Genomic DNA, 12,400 nt, shown 5'->3' with positions numbered 1-12,400 from the left:
CTATGACCGCCCGCCGTGCCCCTGCCGCTCTTGTCCTCGCCGTCGCCACCGTCGCCACGTCGGCATGCTTCGTCGACTATCCGGGCTTCCATGCGCTCACAGCGGCGGCCGACATGGCCGACGGGACAGTAAGCACCACGGGCGCACCGCCGACCTCGCCGACGAGCGGGACGGACAGCAGCGCGTCCGACAGCGCGGCGAGCGACGGCGCGGCGAGCGACGGCGCGACGGTCGACGCGTCCACGGGGACCACGGGCGCCGAGGCCGGCAGCGTCGGCGACGCCGAGCTGCTGCCGCCGCGGATCCTCGGCGTCGAGGTGCCCGCCGCTGTTCACCTGGCCGGGCCCGTCGACGTCCTGGTGGAGGTCGAGCACGCGACCGCCGTGCGCGCGACGCTCGACGGGGTCGAGCTGCTGCCGTTCGAGGACCAGGGCGGCGGCGTCTGGCTGGGCCTCGCGCCGTGCTACGGCTCCGTGGACAACGGTGACCACGTGGTCGAGGTGAGCGCGACCCACGGGCCGCTGGCCGCCAGCTGGCCGCCGGTGCCGTTCACGGTGTCGACGCCGGCGCCCGGCGGGCAAGCCTGGGCGGTGCTCGCCCCGCCGGCCTCGACGACGCGACGGGCGGCCGCCACGGCCGAGGGCGACTTGATCGAGGTCGGCGCGGTGGAGGTCGAGGGCGTGATGAAGCCGGCGATCCGCAAGCGCTCGGCGGCCAACGGCGGCGAGATGTGGGCCGAGGGGACGATCGTTCTCGACACGCGCGAGGGCTCGGCGGACGCGATCGCGGTGCGGGCCGACGGTTGGATGTGGGTGGCGATGAACGTCGTGAACCCGAACAAGAAGTGGCAGCCGCGGATCGTCCTGCTCGACGCCGACGGCCACGCGACCGGCATCGAGGCGCCGACCGAGCCCGGCGCCACGGTGCGGGGCATCGGCGTGACCGACGACGGCGGCTTCTTCGCGGTGGGGTTCGGCGGATCGGGCCTCGGGGACATGGACGTCGTGTACTGGCGGATGAGCGGCGAGGACGTGGCCACGGCGAGCGCGAAGCTGTGGGACTACCTGCCGCCGAACGACATGGTCGAGCCGCACGAGTTCGACGACCTCGCGTTCGACGTCGTCGTCGCCGACGGCGTCGCGTGGGTGGTCGGCGCAAGCAGCGGGAAACACGACATCGATCAGGTGATTCGTTCACGTGGCGTCGTCGTGCCCCTGGACGTGAACACCGGCGCCGCGCTCGGACCGGCGCTCGTCGCCGAGCCTGTGAACGCGGGGTGGCGCCGTAGCATGTTCCTCGCCGCGGGGCACCACCCCGACGGCGTCGCCGCCGTCGGGAACGAGACGACGGAAGACGGCACCATGCAGAGGATCACCGTGCAGGCGTTCGACGGCAGCAAGAGGACGCACTACACGAGCGAGCTGCCGGCATCGGTCGCGTACGGGACGGGCGTCGCATGGACCGCCCACGGCGCCCTCCTGTTCTCTGGCGTCGTGCATAACGGCGATGGCCTTCGCGGCGCGCTCTACGGCCGCGAGCTCCCTGGCCTCAACTTCGATCACTTCATCATCGGGACCGAGCCCTCGGCCGCGAACGGGCTCGCCCTCGACGCTTACGAGCAGGTGTATCTGGTCGGCGAGCGAACGCTTGGCGGCGTGCGCCAGGCCCGGGCGTCGCGCGTCGCCCGGTGAGCGCTGCTCGCTGCGGTCGCGCGTCGTCCGGTGGCGCTGCTCACTGCGGGATGAAGCTGTTACACGCCTGGTAGACGAGGTTCGCGGCGGCGCCGTTGAAGAACGTCGCATACTCGTCCGCGCACACGTCGCCCGCCTCGTGATACGGGAACCGCTCGATCACCTCGGCGAGGTGCTGCACGATGGGGGGGTCGTTGTAGGTGCAGAACGGTTTGGGCTCGCCCTCAAGCAACTGCGGGATGATGGCGAGCGCGACGACGGCGTCCTCGTCGCCGCCCTTCGCCGCAACGATGGCGTCGTAGACCTTCTTCGGGCTCAGGATCGACTTCTGGTCCTCATTGTCCATGATGAACACGAACACCAGGAGCGCGTCGGGTCGCAGAAAGCCCGCGTTGCAGCCCTCGGGCCCGTTGAGCTCGGGCGAGAGCGACGCGACGAGCGAGTCGGCGAGGGGCGGATCCTCGCCGAAGGTGCCCACCTGCGAGATGCACTTGAACGCTTCGACCGGATCCGACTGCCCCGCGATGATGTAGCGGTTCCCGCCGTAGAGGTCGCAGGGCTTGTTGTACGCGTTAGCCCCGGCGTTGAAGATGAGGCCCGCGCCCAGGGTCTTGTCGCAGGTCCAGACCTGGTCAACGTGCTTCCCGCATTCGTAGTCGACGGCGTACGGGCCGCAGTTGCCCTTGTTCAAGCACCAGGCGGGTGACTCGCAGTATTCGCCGCGCCATGAGCCGTCCGTGTTGATCGAGATGACGTGCGCGTCGAAGTCGGCGAAGTCGTTGGCGATCGTCTCCATGAAGCCGGGCAGGCTGGCGATCAGCTGGTCCTGCTCGGTCGCCATCGTCCCGAGCGCCGAGATGGCGAACACGAAATCGATCTTGCCCTTGCAGCCCGCGGGCGTCGGGTCGCCGAGGTCGGGCGGCGGGGCCATGTCGAACGTCGACGCCGCGCCCGAGCTGCTCGCCGCGGCGCTGTCCTCGGCGCCGCCGCTGGTCGAGCTCGACGTCGACGTCGACGTGCTGTCCGAGCTGGTCGACGTGTGCGCCACGGAGGTCACGCCCGGGCCGGTCGTGAAGGCCGGCGAGCCGTCGTTACCGCAGCCGAGGGCGGCGAGGGCAGCAGCCAGGGCGAGACGACGCGTCATCCTCCGAGGGTAGCGCGGCGCGGCGCGCGATGTCACGCATCTTCGCGCTCGACGCGCGGCGCGACGGTCTTTGCTCTGCGGGGCGCCCCGTGGACGCGGCTCGCTCACTTCTGCGGAGGCTTCCAGTCGCACGTGCAGGAGACGATGCCGCAGTCCTCCGTGCCAGGCGCACAGACCGAGGCCCACCGCGCGCTCTTACAGCTCGTAACCCCGAAACAGAAGCACGACGCCTTGCCGTTGTCCTCGCAGTGGACCAGTTCCGTCTCATCCTCGTATTCCGGGAGGCGGAATTTCTCGATCGGGCGCGGAGGCTCGCCGATTCCGACGAAGGCATCGCGGCCGAGCTGGGCGTCGATCTTCGCCGCGAGCGACCACTCCAGGGCGATAAAATCGTCAGACGGACGAGCCGCTAGGGGTAGCGAGGCGTCGACATCGACGATCTCGGCCTCGAGGCCGGGCTCGATCTCGGGGTCACAGGCGCCGAGCACCACCGAGGTGAGGATCAGGATCGCGTGCTTCATAGGTCCCGAGGATACGGGCGGACGCCGCGCCGCGTCATCCTCGAAGGTCGCGTGTCGCGCTGCGCGATGTCACGCCTTGCGCCTCCGGCGCGTGGGCGGGAACAGCTTCCGCGCCGACGCAGCGCTGGATCGCCATCCTGCCGCCGTGGCACTGCACATTCGTGCAGCATTCTGCCAGTTTCGCCACTCAAACCGAGATCCGCGAGGCAGCCAGGACGGACGACGACGCCGATCTGCACTGCTGGGTCGCGCTCGGGCTCATGCCCGACCCCCGCGACCGAGGTGCCAACCGCAACCGCTGGTCGCCTTGGGCTATCGAGCGCGCCCGCTGGATTCGCGCGCAACTCGAACAGGGGGCCTCGCTGGGGGCGATCGCCGAGCTCGTGCGCCATGGCTTCGGCGTTCCCTCGCCGCCGATCTTGGACGACGCGACCGCCGAGCCCGCGCCTGAGCCTGAGCCGGTCCGGGTCGAGCTGGACGGCTTCGACCTCGGCGCCGCCGAGCGTCGCCTCTGCCAGGAGGCCCTCGAGCGCGCGGGCTCGCTGGTCGGCGCCGCGGCTCTCCTGGGCATCACCCGTCACGCGCTGAGGCGCCTGATGGTCAAGCTGGAGCTGGAGAAGCCCCGGCCCAAGTGAGAATCGGCGGCCAGCGAGGCCGAGTCCACCGAGCATGGACGAGACCTCGCCGCCCGCACCGATCCAACTGGACAATCTCAACCTCCGGGCGGCCGAGCGCCGGCTCTGCGAGCTCGCGCTCAAGCGTGCGGGTTCTGTCGTCGGCGCCGCCGCATTGCTGGGGGTCACTCGGCACGCAATGCGGCGCCGCATGACCAAGCTCAGACTGGCCGCCCCCCCAAGTGACCGGAGGGCCCGCTGGTCATCGGCGCGAAGGGGGGCCCGGTCGGTATATCCCGGAAGGCCGCTGGTCGACGGCGCGAGAGGGGGGCCCGGTCGGTATCTCGGTCGTGCCTGAACCAACCAATCGCCGTGGGCGGCAGCGCCCCGAGAGCCCAGTTTTCCACCGCCTCCGCAGCACCTGGCGCCTGCTGAGGGTGGCCTTCCATCTGTTCGCCTCCGAACCCGAAGAGCTCGACGAGGTCGGGCTGATCGAGGACCTCGTTATGGCCGTCGGCATGAGCCGGCGTCTGCGTCGCCGCCACAGCGGCTGTCGGTGACGCCAACGCAAAAGCTGGCGGCGGTAGGCCGTCGAGCGGGCTCTCGCCGAGTTTGGCCTCTGATCACCGTCGGGCGGACCGCACCAGCCGGACCAGCACCACGGCGCCGCAAAGGAGCGCCACGAGGGCCGCGGGGCTGGCTCGCGCTGGGGTCATCCGAGCTGGTGGGACGGTCTCCGCGAGCCTACGGCCGGGGTCCAGGTCGAACACGAGTCACCCTCCCTTTCGACGCGCGGCCATCTTGTTCAAGACCATCATGGCGAGCGGCGCGGCCACCAAGAGGCCCGCGGCGCCCGAACGGCCCGAGCCGCCGCCCGAGCCGCCCGAGCCGCCCGAGCCCTTGCCGCCTGGGCCTGGGCCCGGCTGGTTCGGCTCGACGCCGCCGGGTTCGTCAGCGCCGAAAGCGACCCCGCCCTGCGGCGCGAGCGGGGGAGGCAGCGGCGCGGGGTTCGGATCGATGGCCCCGCCTGCGCCCCCCTTCGCTGCGAATTGCCGCAGCGCGGCCTGGCGAGCGACCTCCGTTGTCGGCACACCGGCAGCCGCCAAGAGCTCGGCGTACTCCGGATCGGCCAGCTTGGCGTCGGTGTAGCTGACCAGGAACCGCTGCGGCGACTTGAGCAACGCGGCCCGGGCCTCGATGCACCGCGCCTGCAGATCCTTATCCTTGAACGCCCCATGGCGCGGCCTGCCGGGCAGATCGAGCGGCCGCACGTACGCGGCGACGAACGTACGGAACAGGCACTCGCGCTGCAGCTTCCGCAGGTGCGCGAGCGCGGGGCCCACGATCGACTCGTAGGGCCAGTGATAGGGCGTAAGGAGTTCTTCACCCGAGGGCCACCCGTGGCAGCGCCACCCTTTCGGGAGCTGGTTCGGCAACCGCACGGGGCCGCTTGACGCGAGGTGGCCGTCAACGATCTTGTAGTCTTGGCCGATGAGCGTCTGCTCGGGCTCGGACCTCCAGGGCCACCAGAACGTATCGGACGACTCGCCAGCGCGGATGTCCTTTGGGACATCCTCCTCCGCCCATAGGCAGATGTTCCGGGCGCTCGGCCGCGCCGGCCCCTCAGTGACGATGCCCGGCCACACGAGCGGCGCCGGCTGGGGGCGCGCACGCCAGGACATCCCGAGCCGCAGCTGCCCGAAGCGCTCGCTCACGATGTACGGCGCGGCGAGGTCGCCCAGCCATTCGTCGCCCTCGGCAAGCTTCCACACCGACGCGAAGAACCCGTCAAACCAGTCTTTCCAACTGGTCTCCAGGCTCTTCGCGTCGATCTTGTACATGTCCGGGTTACCGACGGCCGCGGCCTGCTGCCACAGCTGGCCGGATGCCTGGGACTGCGCGGGCCGAAAATCTCCGGTCTGCGTGAGGCTGGGGCCCCACTGCATGACGCCCCCGTGATTCCAGAAGCGGAGCAGCTTAGGCGCGTGGGGGGGGGCAGGGCGACTCTGAATCAAGCCGACGACGCGCAGGGTGTTTGGCACTGCCCCGAGCCCCGAGCCGTTCCAAGCGACCTCGCCCTTCTTGAGCGGCGCGAACATCTTGCCGATCACCTTGCCCTGGTCGACGCCGTCAGCGAGCACCCACGGCACATCCACCTCGGTCGGGGGCGCCCAGATCGGGGTCCAGTCGACGCGCTCGCCGTAGATATCGATCAGGAACTTCTGGACGATCTCCTCGTCGTTGCCTCGCATGTAGCGGGCCCACGGCAGTTGATAGCGACGCTCCGCGGGCGTTACGTCCTTGTCAGTCCACGCCCGGAAGAGCGCCCGCCCGAACGCCACCGCGGCCTGAGCGATGATCCCCACGATCGGCACGGCCCCGAGGGCGCGGGTCGCCATGTCGAGCCCGACGCCGATCGCCGCGTCGACGAGCGCCGTCGTATTCTCCGAGCTCGGGAACGCGACAGCCGCCCAAAGCCCGCGAGCGATCCGGTCCACGCCGCTCTGCTGCATCCACGCGACGGCGGGCATCCAGTCCTGCGGGATGTCCCCGAGGACAGTTGCCTTCGCTCGGTTGATGAGCGCCTGGGCGTCGCGCCACGCGAGCGCGCCCGCTCGCGCGAGAAGCTCCTGCCCGATCGTCGCAAACGCGTCTTGCCCGCCGGCCACCTCCAGGAGCGCCGTCAACTGACTATCGAAGGCGATGTCCTCGGTCGGGAAGAACGACTCGAAGCGCTCCGGGCAGGCTTCCAGAAGCATCGATCCGGGGTCGAGTTTCACCCCTTCACCTCGCCGCCGAGCGGCCCAGCGCCCACTAACTCGCCGTCGGGTTGTCCTCGCTCATGTCGAGCGAGCAGGTAGAGCCGAAGCAGAACAGCGCGACGTCGTATACGGCCGGGCAGGGGGCTTCGGGCCCTTCGCACTGCAGAACGCAGGCGCCGGCGTCGCAGACAGTTGACAGGCCCTCTACCGGGTCGCAGCCGGTCGCTGGGCAGGCGGGCGCGCAATAGCCTTGGAAGTCGAGCGCGCCGACGCTGTAACAGACGAGGCCAGCGCCGCAGAGCTGTTTTTCGGGGGGCACCTGGTCGTCGCACGCTTCGCCCTCCTGTGCGGAGCCCGGCGCAGCCTCCTGGGGCGTGTCGTTGCAGGACGGCAGGAGCAGGAACGCGGCGGCGGCCAGCTGGTGGTGACGCATGCCCGGATCGTCTGTCGACAGCGCCGGCTGATCAAGCGCGAACACGCCGCCGAACGCCGCAAGCGCCAGTAGGACGGCGACCGGCGCAAGCGGGACCCGGACCGGCGACGGGATTACGTACACGGCGCACAGGCCGCGTACGCGTACGCGTATAAGACCGCCAAGACGATCAGCGTCGCTACCGACGCGGCCGTGATGAGCATCAGGCCCGCGGCTTCGATCGGCCCTTCACCGTCGCTCACGGGGCCCCCAGGCTGCAGCGCAGCGAGAAGTCGAGGGGGCCGGACGCGGGCACCAGGCCGAGCGCCACGAACGCGAGTGCGAGGACGACGGCACCGGAGCGGCCCGAGATCCGCGAGGGCGAGCTGGTGACCCCGCTCCAGGTGAGCGCTTGCAGGAGCGCGGCGAGGACGACGCCGGCCCAGCACCCGAGCGCGACGTAAACAGCGACGGCGACTGCGCAGTCGCACGACCAGTCCAGCCGGGCCCCGATGTCGCTCACGGCGCCGAACCGGCGCGCGAGCCACCCGTCGAGGAGGTCGAAGATCTGCCCGAGCCCGAGCACGAACAGCGCGGCGACGGGCTGGCCGTGAGCGATGAGCCAGGCGCCGGCGAGGCCAGCGCCCAGGCCGGCGAGCGTGACGGCGGAAGGGATGAGTTTGCGGCAGGGACGCATGAACCTCCCTCGCCGCTCGCTACTCGCGCGCCCACTCACCCGACCATGCTCACGCAGCCTTTCGGCAGCGCCGCCGCGACGACGCGCGTTCGGTCGGTGCGTTGTTCGCGGCTGCGGCGGCCTTGAGCGCTTCGAGCGGGTCGACGCTGGCGAACAAGCCGCCGCCCTCACGGCTGGCCGCGGCGAACGCTTGCGCGATCCGGCCGAACACCACGGGCCGGGCCGCGGCCAGGTCGAGGACTTCTAACATCGCCCGGGCCATGGGCCGCCCCTCGGTCGCGCGCTGCACTAGCGCCCCCTGCTCTTGCCACTGTGCGAGGCAGGAGCGGCTCGAGCGGAGGGAGAGATAGTCCTCCGCGGCGGCGGCCAGGTCGGCGCGCACGTCCCAATCCGGACCCGCCCCGGCCGCTGCGAGCCATGAGACCGCGGAGCGATCGAGGGCCTTGGCGAGCTCGGGCGACCGCTCGACGACCTCGACGGGCAGCACCGCCGCGACGAGCATTCGCTCGAGGTCCGCGCGACCGTCGCTGCTCAAGAGTCCGTCCGCGCCGAGCAGGCGCCCGCGGTTCGAGCTGGTGAGATAGCCGCTACGTTCGAGCGCCCCGACCAGGGGGAGGCTGGCCCGACTGCCGAGATACTCGGCGAGCCCGTCGTCGGCCCCTCCGTCACGGAGCAGGCGCGGCACGTCGGCGGGCAGCTGCCGCGCGAGCGCGGCCGCCTCGACATCGGCGGCCATGCTCTGAGTCAGCGAGACGTTGGCGTCGCGCACGAGCCGACCGAAATCCGCTTGCGGCACATCGATCACGCGGACGACGATCGGGTCCTTGATCGCCTTCACGGCCCGGGGATCGATCCCGAACTGCGCCGCGTGGCGTTCGAGCCAGTCCGCCAGCACGCGGCGGCCGCTCAGATAGTGCCGCTGGGTCCCCATGGTGCGCCCGTTGCCGCTGAGCACGAGACGCCTCGGCGTCACCACCGGCGTACCGTTGGCTGCGCCGATGTCGGTGTTCTGCAGGAGGGCAGGGATCATGTTCTGCGCGACCTGGATCACCTTCCCCTTTTCCAGATTGTCGCGGTCGTAGCGTCGTTCTTGCACCTTGCTCGGGTAATCAGCGCGGGGGTCGAAGGTGATCGGGTCGTGGCTGGCGATCAGAGACGCGGCCGACACCAGGACGTATCGCGCGGGCAACGTCCGCGGCGCGCTGCGCGAGGAGGGGAGGGCGACGGCGGTCTTGTCCCCGCCGATGCCCCCGTCGATGTTCAGCGTGCACAGGTCCTCGCATCCCTGTCGGACGATGTTCGCGACGCGAGCTTTGCCGAGGACTTGGCATTCCACCCCGGCCTTGAGCGCGTCGAGCTCGGCGCGGTCACGTGCTTCGAGCGCGCGCCGCTGCTGCGCGTGCTTCCTCTCCGCGACCTTCAGGCGCCGCTCGGCTTTCGCCCGGGTCGCTGGCCCGCCGGTCTGCCGGCCCGCCAGGTCGCGCTCGCGTGCCTGTTGTTTGGCGACCAGGGTGTCGCGCCGGTTCGCCTGCCGCGTCTTGAGGGCGCTCGAACGACGCAGCAGGATCCGCGTGTAGCGGTCCACGAGCCGCCCGATCGCGCCGGGCTTCCTCGGGCACGCATCGCCCGCAGACCTCGTCGCGGCGGGCCTGGGCAACTTCTTCGCGGTCTTCTTCTTCGCGGCCTTCTTCTTCGCGGTCTTCTTCTTCGCGGCCTTCTTCTTCGCGGTCTTCTTCTTCGCGGCCTGCCCGGCGGCCGGGGCAGAGGAGGGGGTCTCCAGCGAACACGCCGCGCCGCTGGCACAGTTGCCGCAGCAAGCCGTGACCTCGACGCCCCGGCCCGCTCCCACAGCCTCGCGCCCGAGCGGGGTGCTTTGGTAGCGGGGCCCGAAGTGGTGCGGGTCGTCGACCAGGTGCGCGAACCCGATTTTCACCGCGTGCTCCCGTACGCGATCGGTGATCCCCACCCCCGACCAGTCGACCGGCCCGAACGCGGCGGCGTCCTCCTGAGCTAGCAGGGCAGGCATGGCCGCCACCACCTCCGCCCGTAGCTTCGGAGCCCGCTTCGCCCTCGCGGGCGTCGGCTTGAGCGCGGGCGGTGTCGTCGGCTTCTTCGCCCCTCGCTTCCCCCTCGATGCCGTCGACGCCGTCGACGCCGTCGCGGGCATCGGGGCGGTCTTCGCCTTGGCCGCGGCCTCGCTCGCGGGGGTCGGCTTCTTCGCCCCGCGCTTTCCTCTCGACGCGATCGCCGGTGTCGCAGGTGTCGCAGGTATCGCAGGTGTCGCTAGCGTTGGAGCGGCGGGCGCGGGCTGCTCGCGTTCGGCGTCGCCCTGGGTACGCACCGGCGGCAGCCCGGCGGCCCGCATGCGTTCGTTGTACCCCTTGATCCCCAGCCGCTGCCCCGCCTTGGCCGCCATCCCGCGCACCTTCCGCTCGTACAGGTCGCGCGTGTCGACCGGCACGTCGAGCCCTTGCAACCCCGGTTGTTCGGCGCCGCGGCGGCGCCGGCCGTCCTGCACATCGAGCGAGAAACCCTCTTTTGCCACGTTCTTCTCCTTGCGCTGCGCGACCCGCCACGAGCGATCGCGGTAGTCCCGGCTCGGCGGGCTCATGCCGGCCCGTTGCGCTGCCCGCTGGCCGTCTGGCCACTCGAACAGGTGGAAGCTGCCCTTGGGCCCTTCGCCTCCGCCGCTAACGCTGGTAAGCCCCTGATAGAGGGCGCCGTCGCCTTCGCCTGGCCGCAGCGTCACCGGCCGCCAGGGCGTATCCCAGCCGTCGGCGCCTTCCTCGTACCGCCACGCTTCGCCCGGCACGAGGATCGGCTTGTCGAGCAGGGCGGCCTCGGCAGGCTCGTTCGCTGGTGCTGGCGGTTCGATCCGGGCAGTCGGCGGTGGTGTCGGTGCGGGCTTGGCATACCGCCGCTCGATGTCGTCGACATCCTCGGTGACTTGCGCGACGAGGTCGCGCAAGTCCTCGGACGTGCGATGGCCGTAGGCCATGACCTCGTCCGGCAACTCTTCGGCATAGCCGGCGAGCGCTCCGGCCGGATCGAACATCAGCCCCGGGCCGCCCGGCATCGGTGCCCGTTGCACGCGCGTGCGGAGTTCGTCGATCCGGCGGCGCAAGACCTCCGCCTCGGCGAGCGCGGCCCGCTTCTCGGGCGAGAGAACAACGCCCTTGCGCCTGGGGTCTTGTGCGAGCAGAGCGTGGCGGGACTCCGGCGATCCGGGGAACCCAACGCGTCGGCGCGCATACTCGGCGCGGACGGCCTCGTCCAAGATCCACGAGCCGCCCTCGGGCACCACGACGCCGACCTTGCTCCGCGCCGCCGCTGGGCTCCGCCCGAGCAGCGTCACGAAGTCGATCAGCTCCAACGGCGTGAGCGCCTCGAGCCATCGCTGATAGCGGGCGAGCCGGCGCTCGCGCTCCTCGGCTGCCCAGTCGCGCCCCAGCTGCGCGGCGCGTTCGACCGCGTCGTCGGCGAGCGCGCTCGCCTCCTCGGCTATCCGCTCCGGCCTCGCCCGCAGCCTCCGCTCCTGCTCTTCGGCGCGATACGCCGCGAACCACAGGCGCAGGGGCGCGCGACCCTTCAACTTGAAGCGCTCGGCCGCGGCGCGCGCGGCCTCGTCGGTCCTCGGCTCCCCGGCCCGCGCCGCCTCGCGGGCTGCGCGTCGGAGGTCGTCCCAAGCGGGCGACCCGCGGGTGGCGTTCGGCCTGTCGTTCAACCAGATCCGCGTGGCGTCGTAGACGGCGCTCCACAGCGACTCGGCGTCACGGTCGCTTGCCGCTCGGATCCCGAGGAGAGCCAGCGCGTCGTTGGCGGTGTAGCTCTTGCGGATGTCGAGGGCCGCGTCGCGCGCCGAGGCGATGATCCGGTCGATCTGGTCGGCCATGGATGCACCTCGCCGATAAGCCGGCCACCGCCCAGCGGCTCACGGCGCTGGCTCGACGTCGACCTCGGCCCCGCGAGGCCCGCGGAAGGCCGCCGGGGACGCCAGCGCCAAGCAGCGCCGCAGCGCTGCCCGTTCGTCGTCCGCTCGCGGCGCCCTCCAAAACTGCTCCCCTGGGCGCCAGACCTGCCAGCCGTGGAATTCTCCCCCGTCGCCCCATTGCGCCCCGCTTCCCCGGTACCGCACGCGCATCACTCCCACCTCGCTGAGGTAGACGCCAGCGCCCACCGATATTCGGCGCGCCGAAGGCGCTACAGGACACGCCGCTAACCTAGGGATGTGAGCCCCCTACCTTCCACCGTCCTGGTCCCGTGCCCCGTTTGCCGAGGCACCAGCCGTAACCCCGAGGCCCCCGCCGCCATCGCCGACGACGACGGCACCTGTCTGGTGTGCAGCTACCCCCCGCACCCCTGGTACGCCGCCCACCACGGCCGGGCCCGCGTCCCGCTCGACGTTCTCGTCGCCGCGGCCGAGGCCCATCTCCGCGAGCTCGGCCTCGCTGCCCCGGACGACTCCGAGCGGTAGCTCGCGCCGCTCGGAGAGTCGGGCTACCGCCGCCAGATCGGCGCCAGGTCGCCAGGTACACGGCGCCCGGACGCACACGCGTCGC

At 71.2% G+C, this 12,400-nt stretch carries 10 protein-coding genes; 4 read left to right on the top strand and 6 right to left on the bottom strand.

Annotation, left to right across the window (positions count from 1 at the left end; all coding sequences use genetic code 11):
• The first annotated feature begins 2 nt into the window (after nucleotides 1-2).
• Nucleotides 3-1,691, top strand: coding sequence for a hypothetical protein (locus POL25_RS23770; protein WP_272088434.1), 1,689 nt, complete (start codon nucleotides 3-5; stop codon nucleotides 1,689-1,691).
• Nucleotides 1,692-1,731: 40 nt separating this feature from the next.
• Here POL25_RS23770 and POL25_RS23765 read toward each other — a convergent pair whose 3' ends face one another.
• Together POL25_RS23765 and POL25_RS23760 are read right to left on the bottom strand one after the other, a co-directional pair.
• Nucleotides 1,732-2,835, bottom strand: coding sequence for a hypothetical protein (locus tag POL25_RS23765; RefSeq protein WP_272088433.1), 1,104 nt, complete (start codon nucleotides 2,833-2,835; stop codon nucleotides 1,732-1,734).
• Between the two features lie 104 nt (nucleotides 2,836-2,939).
• The gene (locus POL25_RS23760) at nucleotides 2,940-3,356 is read right to left on the bottom strand and encodes a hypothetical protein (RefSeq protein ID WP_272088432.1); all 417 of its coding nucleotides are present in this window, start codon (nucleotides 3,354-3,356) and stop codon (nucleotides 2,940-2,942) included.
• A 161-nt stretch (nucleotides 3,357-3,517) separates the two neighbouring features.
• Here POL25_RS23760 and POL25_RS23755 point away from each other — a divergent pair, with 161 nt between their 5' ends.
• Both POL25_RS23755 and POL25_RS44965 read left to right on the top strand, forming a co-directional pair.
• A complete protein-coding gene (locus POL25_RS23755; RefSeq protein ID WP_272088431.1) occupies nucleotides 3,518-3,991 on the top strand; it encodes a MerR family transcriptional regulator in 474 nt (157 codons plus the stop codon).
• Between the two features lie 34 nt (nucleotides 3,992-4,025).
• Nucleotides 4,026-4,328 (top strand): helix-turn-helix domain-containing protein, encoded by a 303-nt coding sequence (locus POL25_RS44965; protein WP_373372104.1) that lies wholly within the window; start codon nucleotides 4,026-4,028, stop codon nucleotides 4,326-4,328.
• 415 nt (nucleotides 4,329-4,743) lie between these two features.
• On the opposite strand, the gene POL25_RS23750 is transcribed toward POL25_RS44965, so the two are convergent.
• The 4 genes from POL25_RS23750 to POL25_RS44960 all read right to left on the bottom strand — a co-directional run bounded on the left by POL25_RS23750 (nucleotide 4,744) and on the right by POL25_RS44960 (nucleotide 11,733).
• Nucleotides 4,744-6,750 carry a hypothetical protein gene (locus POL25_RS23750; RefSeq protein WP_272088430.1) on the bottom strand — a complete coding sequence of 669 codons (2,007 nt, stop codon included), beginning with the start codon at nucleotides 6,748-6,750 and terminating at the stop codon, nucleotides 4,744-4,746.
• Nucleotides 6,751-6,784: 34 nt separating this feature from the next.
• Nucleotides 6,785-7,288 (bottom strand): hypothetical protein, encoded by a 504-nt coding sequence (locus POL25_RS23745; protein ID WP_272088429.1) that lies wholly within the window; start codon nucleotides 7,286-7,288, stop codon nucleotides 6,785-6,787.
• Nucleotides 7,289-7,403: 115 nt separating this feature from the next.
• Entirely contained in the window at nucleotides 7,404-7,841 is a 438-nt protein-coding gene (locus POL25_RS23740) for a CDP-alcohol phosphatidyltransferase family protein (protein WP_272088428.1), read from the bottom strand.
• Between the two features lie 49 nt (nucleotides 7,842-7,890).
• Nucleotides 7,891-11,733, bottom strand: a complete 3,843-nt coding sequence (locus POL25_RS44960) for a hypothetical protein (protein ID WP_373372103.1) — start codon at nucleotides 11,731-11,733, stop codon at nucleotides 7,891-7,893.
• Between the two features lie 336 nt (nucleotides 11,734-12,069).
• Here POL25_RS44960 and POL25_RS23725 point away from each other — a divergent pair, with 336 nt between their 5' ends.
• The gene (locus POL25_RS23725) at nucleotides 12,070-12,315 is read left to right on the top strand and encodes a hypothetical protein (protein ID WP_272088427.1); all 246 of its coding nucleotides are present in this window, start codon (nucleotides 12,070-12,072) and stop codon (nucleotides 12,313-12,315) included.
• The last annotated feature ends 85 nt before the right edge of the window (nucleotides 12,316-12,400 follow it).

Origin of the sequence: Nannocystis bainbridge (genome assembly GCF_028368995.1) — a bacterium.
GTDB classification, from domain to species: Bacteria; Myxococcota_A; Polyangia; order Nannocystales; family Nannocystaceae; genus Nannocystis; species Nannocystis bainbridge.
This window is presented reverse-complemented; position numbering and strand designations above follow the sequence as displayed.

Coding starts and splice junctions, on each gene's coding strand:
- POL25_RS23770 (WP_272088434.1), top strand. CDS start 3: ATGACCGCCCGCCGTGCCCCTGCCGCTCTTGTCCTCGCCGTCGCCACC.
- POL25_RS23765 (WP_272088433.1), bottom strand. CDS start 2,835: ATGACGCGTCGTCTCGCCCTGGCTGCTGCCCTCGCCGCCCTCGGCTGC.
- POL25_RS23760 (WP_272088432.1), bottom strand. CDS start 3,356: ATGAAGCACGCGATCCTGATCCTCACCTCGGTGGTGCTCGGCGCCTGT.
- POL25_RS44965 (WP_373372104.1), top strand. CDS start 4,026: ATGGACGAGACCTCGCCGCCCGCACCGATCCAACTGGACAATCTCAAC.
- POL25_RS23740 (WP_272088428.1), bottom strand. CDS start 7,841: ATGCGTCCCTGCCGCAAACTCATCCCTTCCGCCGTCACGCTCGCCGGC.
- POL25_RS44960 (WP_373372103.1), bottom strand. CDS start 11,733: ATGGCCGACCAGATCGACCGGATCATCGCCTCGGCGCGCGACGCGGCC.